Source organism: Bacillota bacterium (assembly GCA_040757085.1).
GTDB lineage: Bacteria > Bacillota > Sulfobacillia > JACIYH01 > JACIYH01 > JACIYH01.
Genome location: JBFLXJ010000023.1, coordinates 1 through 17,351, shown reverse-complemented (window position 1 = coordinate 17,351; position 17,351 = coordinate 1). Strand labels below are relative to the sequence as shown.

The window sequence follows — 17,351 nt, the reverse complement described above, 5'->3', positions numbered from 1 at the left end:
TTTGTAAACCGTTGCCGCTGTTGGATTCTTCGCGGGGTGGGGTGGCATGGGGGGTGCGTTTTGGGCGCTGGTTTGCGCGCGTTTGCTCCCAAATTGCTCCCACCCGAAAGCGGGGCTGCCCAAGAGAGAGGAAGGCGGGATCACCGGAAGATGTCCTCCAAACGGTAAACGAGTCGCCGTGCGTTTGGCCAACCCGCACGGATAAGAACGTCGAGTATTTCGATCAAAGTCTGCCGGCATTCTGCGTCTTCACGCAATAGGGTCCGGTTGTCGCCCAGGTAGCGTTCAATAAGCCTTACAACGCAATCGGCTGCAAGAGACTCATACTGATACCCCCCTTGCTCCCCGTACCGAACGACCTGGCCGATCCGCAGAAAAACGCCCCGGGGGTCTATGGGGATGAAGAACTCCAGGGTTTCCACGAGGTGATGGGTCACGCTCGGTAGCGCTGCCTCCGCGAGCTCGTCTAAAATGGTGGTCGCTTCCCGATAGAACCTCTCCGACTCAGGTTTCGGCCGTTGCGCCGCAACAGACCCGCTTTGACGCTGACTGTCATGTGCCCCGGAGGTAAAGTACACATGAGTGCCGATCCTATCGATCAGTTGCGCCAGCGACTTGGCCTTGTCCTGGTTTTGCTGAGGCCACTGTTTGAAGGGGACATTGCGGCTGCGTTGTTCAAGGTCGCGTAGATCGCGGCGTGCGGAACGCAAGAGTCGTTCAACCAAATCCAGCGCTCGTTGGCGAACAGCGTCCGCTCTGGGCTCGGGACGAGTCACCGAGCCATGCGTAGCCGCCTCGCCGAGGCTGGTCAAGATGTGAGTTACCTCCTCAACAAAGGGAGCAGGATCCGAGGCAATCTCCAAAACCACCTCGCGGCAAAAAGGGTGATCTCGCCAGATGTATAGCCCAGCGAAGATCCCCATGCAGAATCTCCGGACCGCCTTCGCCCCGGGGCCCTCGCATACACGGTCGAAGATCGCCTTTGTCAAATCCGCGACCCGGTCCGGCTCAGCACCTGCCAACCCCCGAAGCGGGCCTGCTAGAAGTCCTTGCAGAACTCCACGGCTCTCTTCACGCCGAGACATGCGCTCGATGACATCCCACATCAAGTCGGGTGCGGTGCTGCACAGCGCCTGAAGATACCTGGCTATCTGGAAGCGGACAGCGGGCACGGGATCACAGCTCAGGCGTTCAATCGCCCTTAAGACCTCACTGTCTGCACATTCGGCATGCCCGGCAAGCACGACCAGCCCTCTTGCCGCCTCCAGCCGTGCTGCGGGGCTCCCCCACCCCGGGCGCTCATCGAACTGAGCATCGTATTCAGGATGATGAGCAGGTTGGTGGTGACAGCTCGCTTCGAGAAGAACATGCTTCACGAACGAACCTGGTTCGGCAGCACATGAGATCCCATCGGTTCTGGCAATACAGGCGCACGCAGCAGCGAGGTGACCCCAAGCGTAGTCACGCTGCATCGGATGGACGCCGTCAATGTCGGCGCGGGAGAGCGCCTGGTGAAGGGCTCGCAGGGCCGGGAGGACACCGTTGACTTCCTCACGCGTGGGGACAGAGTTAAGGTGCTTGTCAGCAAACCCCTTCACCGGGCCCTCCAATTCCCGGATCTTTCGATTCGCCCCAGCGTCTACCGGTACTCCGCGGTCCTTTAAATGCCTTTCCTCATCGTACGCCTCAGTCCCGAACTCGAACGACACCAACGGTTCGTTAGCGGGGATCGCGTTCTTGCGCTTAAGCTCCTCAATGAGACGCCTAGCCTCGCCGGTGACGAGCTTCTCGACCGTAAGGCACCCGAGGAGACGATTACGTATGTGCTCAGCCTCGTCACGTTCCTCCGCCGGTACCGCCTGAGGAATGCCCAAAATAGCCTGCTCAATGCGCCGCCGCTCCTGGTGGTCGAGGTACGGAAAAACCGCTCGGATAAAGTCACCGGCCGGCACGGTTGTGTCGAAAGCAGTAAGGATGGGTGTTGCCCAGGCAAGAGGTAGGATGACCTTACCAACAATGACAGGGAAGCGGGCGCCCAAGGAAAGAACGCGACGCCAGAGGACGGCAAGGCGGTTTTCAAAGACCAGAATGTGCAGGAGTGTGCGAAGCTGCTCAACACGGCTTTCCCGCCCAGCAAGCCCCTCCATGTAATGCTGGAAAGCGTCAAGCATTTTGAGAGGCTCGTCATGGCGGTACGTATCGCCCTCGTCCCAAATGGCGCTGTAGTCAACGAGGAGGCGTGCACGGCGACCTTCGAAATCGAACGTTTCTTCCTGCCATTCCCCGGTAGCCGGACGTTGATGCTTATCGACGTATGCTTCCATAACCGCGACGAGCGTGCGAGCGGCCGTATCCGGCTCACGTTCTAAGAATTCCGGGAAGGCTTCGGCCAACTCGTACCGCGCCATGCGGTAGTCCTGCCGACGAGTGGAGACTAATGGCAGGATGCCGCTCTGACCGATTGGCGTAGGCTCCTCCGAAGTCTCCTCGAAGGTGAAGGCCGCGCGGTAAATCTCCCCAACGAGCTCCTGATCAAGGGCAATAAGGCGCTTAACCTCTCGCGCAAGCCACGGCATCTCTTCGTACCCATAGTTCACGAGGTGCGCAGGCTCGAGGCAACGCCGGATTAGCGCCGCAGACGCAGATGGGTCGCTCTCGAAAGTACGGCATACGCAGCGTATGGAGTGGATGACCAGCCGGCTGTCTCTCGGGTCAAGGGTCCAGGAAAACTCAAGGAGTCGCCGGGCCGCCTGCCCTGCAGCGGCTCGCTGCTCAGGGGTAAAGTCCTCCGGGCGGTCGCACATGGTCTTGAGAAGCGACAGAACCGGGTAAGCCAGAGACGGCGTGAGGTTGCCGCTTAAACGTTCGAGGAGTTCACTCCAAGGGCCAGCGCCGGGACCCACGAGTCGGTCTGGGGCTCCCGCTAACAGGGCACCAACAAGGTGCCGCAGCGCCTGTTCCGCAGCGACATGATCGGGAGAGTTCATGTCATTGAGGGCGGCGCACAGGGGTTTGAGATCCGAGAGCACCAGTGCAATCTCTGCTCCAACTGAAGGCCCGATCAGCTTAGCTATCTCCGGCAGCCGGTCATTGGGAATCACACGGAAGACAAGGTCCCAGAACTGGCCATGACAGCTATCAGCTCTCCAGAGGTGGTAGAAGTGAAGCACGAGGCTGGGCCGAATAAAGACCGTAAGGTCGGGTTCTTCACCCAAGCGACGGATTAATTGGTCGGGGGTTCCTCTCAGTAACAGTCGTTCTACTGCGTAGTCAAATACTACGTGGTGGGAAAAAGCCAGAACGTACCGTTCGGGCCGAGCTTCAGGTAAAGGCTGCCACTCCACGAGAACTTGTGCACTGAGGAGGTCGTCGAGCACAACGCTAGTTTCGGCCCGTTCAACGGCCGAGCGGTCAATCCGGAGCGCCCGCGCCGCTACCATCTTCTCACATACCTCACGCAAGACCGCATCGCGCGCGCCTCCGTGCTTTCCGTGCCAGACCCGGCGCTCCCAGTACTTATCGAGAAGCTCAAGCCGCGTTCTTATCGGCGTAAGCTCATCTGGGCTCAGGCCGCCGCCGAGTAGCTCAGCCATGATCCGTAGGTAGAAGGGGACCCGTAGAAGATCCTTCAGTTCTTCGGATGCATTACGTACGAGTGCACCTAGTTCGGCGGACCGCGAGATGACCTGGCTCAGCTCTTCATCGGAGAACCCACGAATTTTGAAGTGCCGCACACCCGGGAACTCCGGATCCTGGTATTCCGTAGGAGGGCTCCCACTAAACAAGACTTTCAGCTCTCCGCTGTACCGTAGGTCGAAAGTACGGATTGAAGCCACGATCCGCCACCGCCCGCCCTTTTGGATGACCTGGCGGATCAAGTCCTGGATCACCCCCTCGGCCGGTTCCCCACGGGCCGCGTCCAGGGCGTCTATGATGACGAAAGCCGGTTGCTGGCCCGGCCAATTGTCTAGCACCTCCACCAGCTCGTGCTCGAGGCGGATCTCCGCCCGGAGTTCGCCCAAGCTTCTAGCGGAGAGCCGATCGACAGCCAGGAATATGAACTCACGGCCCTCCCCCTCAAGCGCCTCGCCCAGGTTGTATAAGGTACCCGACTTTCCGGCCCCCGGCTCTCCCACCACGAGAATGGAGTTTTCCTCAGCGGCCCGCCTTAGAGCCATAGTGGACGGCCGCTGGATTCTGATCGTGAGAAACCCCAGACGGATCTGGGCAGAATCGGCGCGCATGTTAAGCGTAGTTGCGGAGTATGTCCTAAGCCTTTCGATATCCTCCCGATAGCTTCGAACGGCTCTAACTCCGACACCGGCGTCCGCTAGCGCGCGCTGGAGGTCTATACGCCGAGCTCCGCGTCGTCGCGCAGCCAATGATGCGGTCAAGCTGATGAGCCGAGCCCATGCCAGTTGAGCTTGGTCGGGATCCCGTAAAACGGTATTACGCAAAAGACTCAACGCTTCACGCTCTTGACCCCGCCCCTCTTCCACATCCACGACCTCCACGTGGACCAGGGAGAGCAGTTCCCGGAGGTCCTCGTCCGTCGGATCTGCTCCAGTTGTTTCTCGCCAGGACCTCGTGACATGCTCTCTCACTAAGGAGAGTGTACGCCGTTCCTCACTGTTCTTCGCTGCATCGTCGAGCACTTGCAGCGAGTCACTCCGCAACCTGGATAAGATGTCCCGTAGTTGTTCCTGGATCGGTCTGGAACTCCTCGGCGACGTGATCAACACGAGGCGATCCCGGGTTACATCTAGAGATCGCTCTGCGGCCCGCATGCCACTGGCTTTCGAACCTCCGGCAAGAAACTGGCGGACGAACTGGTCAAGAGCCGATGCCAGGTCTGACTCAGTGGACTTGTCGCGGGTAACCTTCTGCTTAATCTGTGCAAAGATGTAACCTTCCGCTGACGTACCCAGCAGCAGGTCGTCGACAGACTGCTCGGTCTCACATTGGAGCCACTCTAGGGTCGTCCCTACGGGGAGACCCCACGGAGGTTCTGCACCCTTCTCCGCCAGGATGTGTACGGCCAGCCAGGCTGCTACGCGGTGTTGAAACTCCATGCCGGCGGCTGCGGCCGATCCGCCTGAAGCCGAGGAAGGCCTCTTCATCTTGACCCGACTCCTTTCACCACAGGCACCCAGCTCATATTCATGGAGAGATGGTAGCCGGGCCGCTCGCTCGACTCCTGGCCCCCCGCGAATTCCGCTTATGATCCCTATGGCCCGCCCGAGCCCCCTCTTGGTCGGCTGCAGTACGCTGACGTTCCTCTCGTACTGCCCCTGTCGGTATAGCAGCAACTCAGCACGCTATGCGTTGCCGTTCTTACTCGGTTATGAGACCCGGTCGTCTCTGGCCCACCCCTTCCGTTCAATCTTGGACCCTCCGACCTTCGCCACACCCCCCCTGTCCCCGATTCCACCGAATCCGGCCTCAGGTGGTGCCTTCGCCAGCATTACCCAAGACTCCTCGGGGGGATTTGGGCAACCTGGCCCTGGCTGGCTAGACCCCAAGCTCAGCGCACTCCGCCAGCAACCCGAGGGTCTCACCCCCTAACACCAGCACACGGCATCCCCCGAATCGCCCCGAGACGCCACACTTCCGGCTAAGCCACGGCGTCCCACCGCTTCCAGACGGATCTCCACTTACCGAACGAGGCCGCCCAGGCTTTGCATTCCTCCGGCCAACCACCGGAAAGCCTCCGGAGGCCACCAAGAGAACACCGCCCCCATCGCGTACTCAGCGGCCGTCTCGCCCAGGCCCATGCCACCGCTCCGCGAGCGTCCCTGCACGTCACCCGCAGGGATCAGGAGCCGACCTCCACCCGCGAGCCGAGCACCGGGGCGTCCACGAACGACGCCACGTGCATCGCCGGTACCCCTCCCCCGGCCGGTCGCAATCCGGGGAGGGAAGGCCCAGAACCAGGATGGGGCTCCTCCGGGCGGTCGGACCGAACCCACCCCCGGCAGATCCGAAGGAACCTCGGTCTCTTTGACCACGATTATCCTCCTCCCTGACACGTACGGTGCCGCGTGCCTCAGGGAAGACCACTATCCGTCTCCTCCACGCGGAAACAACTGTCGGCTTCGGCTCGAGCACCTGTCCAGCGGCGATGGTCCAAGCCACGCGTGACACGCCGGCACACGAGCACTCCGGGCTACGGCACTATACCCCCACCGCTCCGCACAGCCGCTTAGGCCCCTGATCGCCTGCCGGCACCTCCCGGTACCGACTCCTCTCGGACCAACGGTCACTAACGGGGACACGCAGCGGTCCCCCTGCCCGAACCTGGAGGTGATCGACGACCGGGCGGGGGCACGGTCGACCATTGTGGTCAGCCAGATTCCCACTGAGCACTGGCACGCCACCATCTCCGACCCCACCGTGGCGGATGCCATCCTCGACCGGCTCGTTCATAACAGCCACAAGATCACAATGAAGGGGGAATCGATGAGAAGGGTGAAGAACAGTACACGCGAAGCCGACCAGCACGATTTGTAACCACCACCCAGCGTCGCTTCGCTCCGACTGGTCGCCATCGCGTGCAATCCTGGTCGAGATCACGTGCAACGGTGGTCGACATCTAGTACACAACGCGCACCCCTAGCAGGCCGACTGCCTGCCCTGTAAGAGGACCACCCTGTTCCGTAGAGTAGGCCGTCCGGACTCCCCCACGTAACAGCCTGGAACCTGGGAAGGTTGCCCTGCGCATCCTTGCGTCTCCCTTGTCTCCAATTCAAGAATCCTTTCTCGCCTCGTGCACCCTGCTGCCGTGTAGTCTCGGTACTTGAAGGGGAAAGGCACGGCCCTCCGGTTCAAAAATCGCCGTATACAGGTGAAGGGCGAAGGAATCCGTCATTCCGGCAATATGATCGCACACGACACGCTTGCGATCTTCGACTGACCTGCAGGCTTCCAAACGCGCGCGGGTCACGGGATGAAGCAGGTGGGGGTTGCGCAAAAAGGCGCGAAAGAGGCGACGGATGATGAGCCTACCCTTGAACGTCATGGCCTCAACTACATGACTCCGATAAACCCTGTTGAGCAGGAATGCATTTAACGCGTTGAACTGGCCCTCTAGATCAGGCGGAAGTGTCACCAAGCAAGCCGGGGTTCGACGAACGTCCTCGATGGTCTTGACCTGGGACCTCATCAGGTTCCTCCGAGTTTGTTCGATTACCTCCCTGTTGAGTAGGGCGATCAGGTGTCGCACCCATCGCCGCGAGAGGATGCGAATGTCTTTTCGTACGGACGAGTCCGTAGAAGAGAATACTTCGTCGCACGCCTTCTCGTAGGACTCGACAACAAACGGTATGCGTTCGGCGCGCAACTCTTCCTCCGATACCAATCCGCCCGTCAGAGCATCATCCAAGTCGTGGGTGCAATACGCCAGTCTGTCCGCCATGCTAACGATCTGGGCCTCCAAAGAGGGTTGCGGATACGTGCGGAACTCTTGGGGAACCATGGGGTTATCGTAGTCCGTTGTATGCCTTGCGAGCCCCTCTCTGGTGTCATAGGTCAGGTTGAGACCGGGAAAATCGGGGTACCTACGCTCCAGCTCATCTACGATACGAAGGCTCTGCAGGTTATGGTCGAACCCACCTGCATCTCGCATCAATCGCCTCAACTCTTCTTCCCCGGCGTGCCCGAAGGGTGGGTGGCCTAGATCGTGCGCCAGAGCAATGGCCTCTGCAAGGTCCTCGTTGCACTTCAGGGCACGGGCCAGTGTACGGGCAGTTTGCATTACCTCAAGCGTATGCGCAAGGCGCGTGCGGTAGAAATCCCCCTCGTGGACAACGTAAACCTGTGTCTTATACTGGAGACGCCTGAACGCCGTGGAGTAGAGAATCCGATCGCGGTCTAGCTGATAGTTCGATCGTAGGTGTTCGACCTCTCCGGCCTCACGGTAGCGCCTGGTCGCTCCGCGAGAGAAAGCGGCGTATGATGCTAGCGTTTGCTCCTCACTCGCTTCGATGAATTCCCGCAAAGACTCTTCACCCCCTGAACTGCTCTTGAATCACCTCATTGCAATCTCCAAGGCCCGGCCGCACGTCACGATGGGCTCGAGACCCGTACACCCTCCGGGTGCTGCTCAAGTCAACAATGGTCAGGCGCCACGAGAAGTCGGCAGAGCATCATCAACTAATGGCGTGAGTAACCAGCGCAACCGCCTGTCCAGCCGAAGAGCACTAGAGCAACCACCGCGTACCGAAAACAACGCTGTAGCAAGCATCCACATCACTACTAACACTTGGCCTGTGCTCCCGGCGTAGAGTCCTGATGGAAGGGTCCTTCGTACGTCCCCACCGACACCAGCCGGGACCAGAAACCGTACTGGCATATTCGCTCATAGGCACCCGGTGTAGCGAGTCGGCTCAAAGACAGCGAATACCGCATCAGCCCGCGCGCCTCTAGAACCTGTCGCAAGTCGCCCAACAGTCGCCCCTGCCCATGATTGCAGTATTTCAATCGATTACCTTGTGACAGAACTCCGTGCAAGTCGCGCCAGCTAACCCAATAGATGCTATTCTCAGCGTGTAGCCTGCAATCTGGCCCTTGACACGGCCGCTTCGTGATCTCGGTAACGGCCTCTTCAAGCTCAGGTCTAGGCATTTCGTAGTGCTGCGTGACGTAGATAAGAAACCGCGCCTCGCCAGGCTTCAGCGGGTGCTCCAGCCCCTGCCAGTCGCCGCACTTGATTCCGCAGAATTCATCTGCCAGTTGGTGGCCAAACGTGGACCGTGCGAGATCGTCCTCAGGCGATTTCTCCTCGCCTCCCACACCGCCGCCGGGGACATTGCTCAAGCCGGAGTGACATTTGGCCTCCACCACCACGGCTACCCGCCGGCCCTGTGCATCAGTGAGGCGAAGTAGAGCATCTGCTTCCCGCCACCGAGATCCTCCGCGAAGGGAAAACCGGGGCCAGAAGACCACTTCGGCCTCTGCCAACGAATCCAACGACAAGGCCTGATTATGGAGGTTCCGAGCGCAGCTCAAGAACGCAAGAGGAATGGACAGGTCGCTAATGTACCGAAAGATCGAAAACACGTGAGACGTCAAAATATCCTCGTTAGCAGCAACCTTGCCGTGGAGTTCTGCCGCCAGCATCGGGCCACCTCCTGCTCAAGGCAGTCTTATTACCGGGAGAGTAGAGGCAACCGCTTTGTCTCCCTGAAACATCTTGACCATAGGCTCGACGACCAGTCTTCCTATCGTTGAGTCGTCGACGAGGGCCAGCATATCCACGAAGTACGTGGTCGCGAGCGCGGCTACCTCTCCGTATGTGACCCGACTCTCTACTATGGCTTGGTTGGTTACCTTCTCTCTCCCCTCGTACCACCCCGCCCCCCACAAGCAATTGTACAGGTCGGAGCGTCTCTTGAATGTATTCACAGCCTTCTCGAAACCCTCAAGCAGAGAGACATTTACGAACGGGAACGAAACACCCATTTGAATCAATGTCTCTTCATCGCGACGCGCGTAATTCCCGAGGTGGAGGCAGTACCCGACGGCCTTCGTTGGATGCTCGTCGTCCCAAAAGATGCGAGCGAACCACCTGTAGAGCCAACTTGATGGGCTGTGGTAGGCAGTCGATACTTCCCAGGTCACCGCGGCATCTCCGATAGCCTGAAAACCCTCATTCCGCATCTTCTCCTCGATTATCTGGACAATCTGCCCGATGTCCCTGTAAATCCTGTTCATGTTCTCGAGCGTCGCGGCAATCACAGCCCTCGGATCCATCACAGTCTTCCCCCCTTATCTCACCAGTACTTGCTTTCTTCTCGGCTGAGCCTGCCACATAACGACACCGGAACCAGGCCTAAGGCTTGACCCCGGTCGTTTTCCCGCAGGTACTCTACCATCCAGGGAGGTGGCTCAAACCTCTGGTCCGCCGCCGGAATCACCAGGATGACCTGCTCGTCATCCAGTAGAGGAGTATCCAGCAGTTCCCCGTCATTAGGCGGGTTATCGAAGTCGGGCAGCTCGACCCCTCCCCGCCTTCGAGGAGGTCGCGGAACACTCCCAGGAACAGATCCTCCGGCTTCTCCCCCCGGTAACCCAGCCCGTGGTATCCCTCGCCGGACAGGATCAGAACCCACTGGTGCCTGCGCCACTCCGGGTCATCCAGCACCTGCTCGGGCAGGTTGTTCCTGCACAGGCTCCACTCCCAGCCGCGCTGTTCCAGCCACCCGGTCAACTCGAACATCCCCGGGGACATGCTGAAGGGCCAGGGCTCTCCCCCGCCCTGCTCAGGAGCGCCAGCAGGGCCATGGAACTATCCTGGTCCAGGCGCCCGTACCCGCCCTCGCGTGCCAGCGGGAACCCCTTCGGCTCACACTGAGCCACCGCAACGGCCCACAGTGCCGCCTCCGTCACGGCCTCCTCCAGCGATACATCTCCTTCGCTGCCCCTCACGCCCGAACAGTATCGCTCCAGCACTACTTCGTCGTCTGCAAGCCACACCGCCCGCCGCAACCTCACCCCTGCACCCTCTGACCCGTCAAGGGTCACTTCCCAACCGCATCCCCGCAACCACACGAGCACCGCCTCGACGGCAACCTGCCGCCCGAACGGCCACCTCAGCCCGGCTAGTGCAAAGGCGCGCTTGAGGACGCGTACCTGATCCGCACCCAGCAACGCCCCGCCCGGCCCGCCAGAGACTCCAGGGTCGGCCACAAGTCCAGATGCGCCCCACCGCAGGAAGTCCTTGGCTAGGCCGGCGCACCCCAGGGCGTAGAAAGAAGCGGCGACAACCGCCTCTGCAAGGGATTCCCGTTCAGCACCGAGGAAATCAATACGCCTGTAAACTAGACCCGGCCAGGTTTCGCGCCCGAGGAGGCAGGTCCAGGGGCCGCCCGGTGCGTCGTCTACCTGCCAGGGCCATCCCTCCCCGTCCAGCCAGGCGAGCACGTCCTTAGCGCGCAGTCCGGTGCCCCCGGCACACGGGATTCCCACGGCGACCGCACCCTCACAAAGTTTTGCGACGATTCCGGTTGGTAAGGACTCGTCGCACTCGCTCACGGTGACCACCCCGACAGCCCCCTGAACTGCCACCGCGACACTTGTGCAAGAGCTACCCGGCGTCTTGTTCTACGAAGTCTGTGCCAACTCGAGCATTGGGTTCTACTCTTTGGCACTGCGTTCCTGCCCGCCCACAGGAGGGAGCGGCTGAACGGGGTAAGCGGCGCACCTGCGTCTAACCCGTCGCCCACCGTCTCCTCCCCTACCCACCGCCCCTGCCTGTAAACGCGCACCCCTCTCCAGCGTAGCACGTTACCTCCGTCATCAAGTGACGGATCTCGCGGCTGCCACGAGAACCTGCTGCCCTCCACCTCAAACGGCCCCTTTCCCTCTCGCACGCTGCCGGCCCACCTGGGATGCCGTGCAGGACCGGACCGACAGACCGTCGAAGGACCCGGGCCAGCGTCAAACTCGACTGGAAGCGGGCAGCACCCCGGCAGGCAACGCGGCCGCGGCAAGCCAGAGACCGCAGGGCGGGGATTGCCCGCACGATCAGTGGTGAAAGGCGTGGACGTCTCCGGGAAGAAGGTCTGGCAGATCGCAGCCGGTGACGCAGAACACAACTACGCTGGCCTCTGCCTGAACCGGGGCGTGGTACTCAACGGACCCGGGTCAGAGGGGCCCTGGCCGGACTGTGCAGAAGCGCTCCGCTCAAAGTGGGGGCTTTCTGCCCGGAAACTCGCCGACCTCCGGCAGTTCTGCGAGGAGATGCGGGACGGCGACCTGGTGGTGCTCCGGGTCGGTACGGCCGAGGTGTACGGGGTGGGAGTGGTGGTCGGCAGCTACCTGTGGTGCAGCGAGTTCGCCGACGTATGCGGCTGGAGCCTCCAGCACGTACGGCGCGTCCGCTGGCTGTGGAAGTGCAGCGGCGAACCGAAGCGGTTCGCGCCCTATACGCTCAAGCCCGGCACGACCGTCCAGCTCCTGGACTCCCAGCAAGTGATCGACTGGATTGCAGGCCTGCCCGCGGACCCTGGCCGCTTGTAGCCACCGCCGCGGGAACCAGACAACCGCCCCTTAGCCCTGGCGACGGTCTGCAACCTTTCCGGGGCCACGGGGTTTTCCGCCCGGGCACTGGGCCCCCACTCCCGTCGGGCCGGGCAAGCCCTCCTCCCTACAAGACATACCCCCGACCGATTCCCGGCCTTTCTAGGGCCTCCTTGTGGCAGCTCAGCACGGGCCCTGATCATGGCGGGATACCGCACCTCTTGGGCGCAGCATTGCCGCCGGAAGGTAGTGCCGCACGAGGACGTTGGTTCGGTGGTGCCACAGATCCTCGGTTACATGCAGCCGCGACTCTCGTTCAGACTGACCTCGGTTCGCCTGGGCGGCTCCCCGGGCTCCAGACAGCGTACCATTGCCCCGGCCCGACAAAGACCAGCGCCAATGCACCAGGCCCCCTCGTAGGACGCCGGACACTCCTGGGTTTCTACCCTCTGTCATTCGGGCGCATGCTTACTACTCTGGCCCTTCGTCGAACGCCACTGCGCTACATCGACCAGGTTCGGTTCCCCCTGTTCTTCGGGGCCATGATTGCTAAAACAATTTGCGGCGCTGCACTGCCGCACCGCTAGGTTTCAATCCTCTACCCTTCCGGGCCACGGTTGTTCCAGATCGCCGGTGCCTGAGGTGGAGCCGCTTCGGGCTGTCCGCGAGTGTGCCGGTGATTCCAAGATCGTGAGTCTGCACCACAACCGGCCCCACCTCGAAACGCCCGTTCCGGCGAGCGCATACGTGGGACATAGCCCATGCTGCCGCCGTGGGCACCACAAGACTAGCATTATAGCTAAACTCCCGAAGCCAGTTCCTCGACCTTGACGCCCCGGCTGACCCGGTAGTTCTTGATGGCGTCCGGGTCGGGGAAGTGTTTCCTGGCCAGTTCCAGGTGCTCCTTCACGAGAGCGGGGCTGGTGCTGGTGATCGATGAGGGGGCATGGTAGATCCTGCGCGATCTCGGTGGTGGAAAGACCCTCGAGGGCCAACTCCACCACGATCGTCTTGTGCGTCAGCGTCCTGCCCATGTCCAGCACGGTGCCGGCCGTGGGCAGCAGCACCCCGAAGCGCTCCTGGTACGCCTCGAGGAGTTCGCGGATGAGCCCCCGGGCTGATGTGCAGTATCCACTCCAGGTCCACGGTGGTGAGCACCCCGTCCTGCCGCCACGCCTCGGCCGTGATGCGCTCGAGCTGCCTCATCTTGAACCGCTTCAGTTCCGCCCTGCTCGACGGCGGGTGCTCCATCTCCTCCGGGGTCAGGAGCGTGAGCACCACGGGGACGAACAGGCGGGGGTCGGTGCGGCGGCTGCGGTGGGTACCGTGGGCCAGCCACACCACCTGCCCGGGCTCGAGCTCCGACACCTCCGGGCAGCACCAGGCCCGGATCTCGGCCGCCGTCCTGACCAGTCCCTCGGCCTGGGCGGGCTTGCACCCGTACTCCGACTCGAGCTTGCTGACCAGGAGGGTGAGGACCTCCCTGGGCGGGTCGGCGGCCTCGGGCCTCCTGGGCACCTGGGGCAACTGGTCGGCGGAGATGGGCTCCTCGGGGAGGAAGCCCTGGCCCTTGGCTCCCCGCTGCCTGGCCAGTTCGCCCTGGTCCAGGAGTTGCCACACGTCCTGCACGGTGGCGGCGGGGTTTTCCGCCTGCAGCCGCTCCAGTTCCAGGTGCTATAGCGATAGGTAAGCCTTTGATGTGATCTCCGGCTTTTCCCCCGCTCCAAACCGGACGGGACCCTTTCGAGTCATCCGGCTTTCCATCAACAGACTGTCCGTGGGACAGCACTTTCCGCCTTACGGCCGGGAGTGCTCAGGCTTGCACACTTCTCGAATTGAACCGCCCCTTGACCCGCATGGTCACCACCTCCTTCCTGTTAGGGGGGAGGAGTGTCCATTCGTTGGCTCAGGACCGGTTTTGCGGTTCTCCGGTCGCCGGTTAGTCAGTACGGTTCGTTCGTGTGCTTGCCTGGTCTGCTGACTGGCGCCCTTCGCCACGTGGGCGGCTTTCCTACCCTCAGACTACTATGGCGCCTCTGTCGCCTGCCGCCGTTCCTCGCGCGGTACCACTCCAGGCGGCAGGCGATCGTCCGTTGCCGAATCGGTTATCCTTTTGTCGTGCCTTTAGGTGGAGGCTATACACCGGGGGCTCCTGGGGCGGTGTGATGCTCAGCTTTGCCGCCCTCGACTTGCCGGTCTTGCTCCGGCAGGATGGTATACCAAAATCGGGGGTATGCCATCAGCCCTAATGTTTCCCCGCTTCATGTCCAAGCAGGGCGAAGCGTTACGATGCCTCAGTCGCCTCTTCGTCTCGGTTTTTTGGACCGGTTCTCACCATGGGCACGCACAGAGGCCCGCACCATTACGGCCCCTACTTTGCCTTGCGGCTGGTAGTGGACATGGCCGATTAGGTTACGACTTGTAACCCGCTCTCCGACTCCGACGCCGTACCGGGCGTCTTCGCCAGGGGTCAGTCCTCAGCCCGCGCAGCGCCTGGGGCGGCCAGCCCCTTCATCGGCGTAGCATCTCTGCGGCCCGGGAATTCCACCCAATCGGGCTTGCCCCGGTTCAGTGGACAGTGGGATACTTGGAGGCAAGTACCTGAGGAGGAAAGGTGGTCCACATGCCGAGGACAAGACCCCCATACCCGCCGGAGTTCAGGGAGCAGGCTATCCGTCTCGTGAAGGAAGCTGGCAAGACCATGACCGAGGTGGCCCGTCGCCTCGGCGTATCGGTGGAGTCGCTGCGCCACTGGATCAGGCAGCAGGAGATCGACGAGGGCAAGCGCGAAGGGCTCACGACCGATGAGAAGAAAGAACTCGAGCGGCTGCGCAGGGAGGTCCGGGTACTGCGGGAAGAGCGTGAGATCCTGAGGAAGGCAGCAGCTTTTTTCGCCAAGGAGGCGGAAAGGACGCGGTAGCGGTGTTCAGGTTCTTGCATGCCCAGAGGCCAACTCACCGCGTAGCGACCATGTGCCGCGTATTGAGGGTTTCCCGGAGTGATTACTACGCTTGGCGCGGGCGCCCGCCGTCCCGGAGGGAGCGCAGCGACCTCGAACTCAGGGAGCGCATCATCCAGATCCACCGGGCGAGCCGGGGCACGTACGGGGCACCGAGGGTTATGGCTGAACTGAGGCTCGTACACGGTATCCGGTGCTCGAGAAAGCGCGTGGCCAGGCTTATGCGTGACGCAGGCATCACGGGTGTGCACCGGCGAAACGGGCAGGCAAGGGCACGTCCCCGGGCGGAAGGGTCAGTGTACCCGGATCTGGTCAAACGCAGCTTCACGGCCACTGCTCCCGACCAGCTCTGGGTGGCGGACCTGACCCAGCATGGCACGGATGAGGGGTGGCTGTACCTGGCGACCGTGATGGACGTGTTTTCGCGCCGGGTGGTGGGGTGGGCCATGGGAGACCGTCCCGCGGTAGACCTCGTGCTCGACGCGCTGAACATGGCCATCAGGAACCGTCGGCCGGCTGGCGGGCTCATTCACCACTCCGATCACGGTGTGCAGTACACTTCTTTGGCGTTCACGCGCAGGCTCAGGGAGGCGGGTATCACCGGCTCCATGGGAACTGTAGGCGACGCTCTGGACAATGCCGTAGCTGAAAGCTTCTTCGCCAGCCTCCAGACCGAGCTGCTGGACCGCCGGCACTGGCCCACGCGTGCTGCCCTGTCGCTTGCGCTCTTCGAGTACATCGAGGTGTTCTACAACCGTCATCGGCGTCATTCCACACTCGGTTACCTCACCCCGGAGGAGTTCGAGAGGAGGTGGAGGGAGGGCATAGAGAACCTAGCTGCATCAACCGCTTAGCTGTCCACGAAAGCGGGGCAACTCCATATTCCCGATTCGGCTTCTCTCCACGTTGGAGAGGGAATTGTCCCTGGCTGCTGACTAGGCAGCAAGTTTGTTCCAACGGTTCGCACCGATCTGGCGCTTCACCGCCTCCACCCTGAGCTCCCCGAGGCGGGAGATAGTCCCGGGATCGAGCAGGGGCAGCCTCGCGTTCTTGCCCTGGTAGGCAACGAGCATCTCGCCCGGCCTGACCCTCTCGATCCCGTGCTGCTTCTCCCAGGCCTCCATGGCCTCGTTGGTCATCCGGGCCACGGCCTCCGCGAGGTACGACTGGGGCGCCAGTTCGAACCGCGCCCTGAGGTGGGACACCCGGACTGGCAGAAGGTCCCTTGCGGGAAGGGTCGCGTACCTTTCGCTCCCCTTCCGCTCTCGGGTCACTGTATCTCCTCCCTTTGCGCCCCTTTTTTCTCCGGGGGGTGGGCCTCGGCCATCCGGCGGATCCTGGCCATGCGGAAGATGTAGTCGTCCGTGGCCGTGAACTCCCGGTAGAGGGCCGCGTACTTTTCCACCAGCCTGCGCGACCTGCCTACGGCCATCCGCACCGCGGGCACGGGCATCCCGAGGTCCAGGCAGTAGGTGACGCGGGCAAAGTCGATCAGGTACCGCTCGATGCTCTCGTAGCTGTGGCCGGTGCGGCGCACGATGTCCGTCTCCGTGTAGCCGTCCATGTACAGCCGGATGATCTTCTCCGCGTGCGACAGCGTCGGGCCCATGTCGGCCACCCGGCCCCGGATGGGCAGCACCACCTTCGGGTGTTCCTTCATGCAGTCGGCCACCGCGTCGGTGGACAGCCCCAGCAGGAAGCCGAGGTCGGCCAGCGACAGGGCCACGCCCTGGGCGTAGGCAGAGGTGGCAAGACGCTCCAGGCGCGCCCACTTGAGCGCCTGGGGACTCTCCCGGTTCACCAGGGCCCAATCTTCCGGGGTGACGTAGTCCAGGATGACCTCCCGGAGGGTGCAGTCGCGCAGGCTCTTCCCCGGAGGTTCCGTGCTTGAGACCCCGAAGTACACCACCTGGCCCGAGGCCCGGTGCCGGCGGGAGATCCGGTAGGCGAGGTCGCTGATCTCCTGGCAGAACCGCTCCGAGGAGGCGGGGGTGTACCCGTGCCGCTGCCTCAGCAGGGCCAAGAAGGCTTCCCGCTCCTGCCCCGGGGGTGCTTTGGGCGGGGGTAGCACGCCCTTTTGGGGCACCCTCTCCCGGGCACCGTCTTTGCTCTCTCGGTAGCGGGCCCAGAGTCCCAGCCAGCCGGCCACCACCTCGGGGGGTTCGTCGATCGCTTGGGCGATCTCCTCCAGTGGCCGGTCGGAAAGGGCCACCGCGTACTGGAACCCCAGGTACCACTTGCTGAACGGGTGCCGCGACACCGCCAGCTCCCGCCGGATGGTGGCCGGGTCGTCCCCCCGCAGGTAGCGGTCCACGGCCAGCACTGCCCGCGGCGTGGTGAGCCTCTCCCGCATCTTCCTGCTCATCCCCGCCAG

10 protein-coding genes and 3 pseudogenes are annotated in these 17,351 nt (G+C 62.3%); 3 read left to right on the top strand and 10 right to left on the bottom strand.

Annotated features, from left to right (window positions below; all coding sequences use genetic code 11):
• Nucleotides 1-140 precede the first annotated feature (140 nt).
• Complete coding sequence (locus AB1446_07740) at nt 141-5,120, bottom strand: hypothetical protein (GenBank protein ID MEW6546789.1); 4,980 nt, start codon at nt 5,118-5,120, stop codon at nt 141-143.
• Nucleotides 5,121-6,297: 1,177 nt separating this feature from the next.
• Between AB1446_07740 and AB1446_07735 the strand changes: the two are divergent.
• Nucleotides 6,298-6,510: pseudogene (locus tag AB1446_07735) on the top strand (ATP-binding protein).
• Between the two features lie 235 nt (nt 6,511-6,745).
• Here AB1446_07735 and AB1446_07730 read toward each other — a convergent pair.
• The 5 genes from AB1446_07730 to AB1446_07710 form a co-directional block, all read right to left on the bottom strand.
• Nucleotides 6,746-7,996, bottom strand: a complete 1,251-nt coding sequence (locus tag AB1446_07730; protein ID MEW6546788.1) for a deoxyguanosinetriphosphate triphosphohydrolase — start codon at nt 7,994-7,996, stop codon at nt 6,746-6,748.
• Between the two features lie 257 nt (nt 7,997-8,253).
• Nucleotides 8,254-9,117 (bottom strand): hypothetical protein, encoded by an 864-nt coding sequence (locus AB1446_07725; GenBank protein MEW6546787.1) that lies wholly within the window; start codon nt 9,115-9,117, stop codon nt 8,254-8,256.
• A 15-nt stretch (nt 9,118-9,132) separates the two neighbouring features.
• Entirely contained in the window at nt 9,133-9,753 is a 621-nt protein-coding gene (locus AB1446_07720; GenBank protein MEW6546786.1) for a hypothetical protein, read from the bottom strand.
• Between the two features lie 157 nt (nt 9,754-9,910).
• Nucleotides 9,911-10,207, bottom strand: a complete 297-nt coding sequence (locus AB1446_07715) for a hypothetical protein (GenBank protein ID MEW6546785.1) — start codon at nt 10,205-10,207, stop codon at nt 9,911-9,913.
• Complete coding sequence (locus tag AB1446_07710) at nt 10,204-10,965, bottom strand: hypothetical protein (GenBank protein ID MEW6546784.1); 762 nt, start codon at nt 10,963-10,965, stop codon at nt 10,204-10,206. Before AB1446_07710 ends, AB1446_07715 begins: the two co-directional genes overlap by 4 nt.
• Nucleotides 10,966-11,511: 546 nt before the next feature.
• Here AB1446_07710 and AB1446_07705 point away from each other — a divergent pair.
• Nucleotides 11,512-12,018, top strand: a complete 507-nt coding sequence (locus tag AB1446_07705) for a hypothetical protein (protein ID MEW6546783.1) — start codon at nt 11,512-11,514, stop codon at nt 12,016-12,018.
• Between the two features lie 1,016 nt (nt 12,019-13,034).
• On the opposite strand, the pseudogene AB1446_07700 reads toward AB1446_07705, so the two are convergent.
• Together AB1446_07700 and AB1446_07695 are read right to left on the bottom strand one after the other, a co-directional pair.
• A pseudogene (locus AB1446_07700) lies at nt 13,035-13,085 on the bottom strand (hypothetical protein).
• A gap of 58 nt (nt 13,086-13,143) precedes the next feature.
• Nucleotides 13,144-13,386: pseudogene (locus AB1446_07695) on the bottom strand (DUF1670 domain-containing protein).
• Nucleotides 13,387-14,641: 1,255 nt separating this feature from the next.
• Between AB1446_07695 and AB1446_07690 the strand changes: the two are divergent.
• Nucleotides 14,642-15,831 (top strand): IS3 family transposase gene (locus AB1446_07690; protein ID MEW6546782.1). Its coding sequence is split into 2 segments (ribosomal slippage): nt 14,642-14,909 and nt 14,909-15,831, totalling 1,191 coding nucleotides; the frame shifts between segments, so codons are not numbered across the junction.
• 81 nt (nt 15,832-15,912) lie between these two features.
• Here AB1446_07690 and AB1446_07685 read toward each other — a convergent pair.
• On the bottom strand, nt 15,913-16,251 hold the full coding sequence (locus tag AB1446_07685) for a hypothetical protein (protein MEW6546781.1): 339 nt from the start codon (nt 16,249-16,251) through the stop codon (nt 15,913-15,915).
• On the bottom strand, nt 16,248-17,351 hold a 1,104-nt coding region (locus tag AB1446_07680), incomplete at its 5' end, for a DUF1670 domain-containing protein (GenBank protein MEW6546780.1). The genes AB1446_07685 and AB1446_07680, both read right to left, overlap by 4 nt.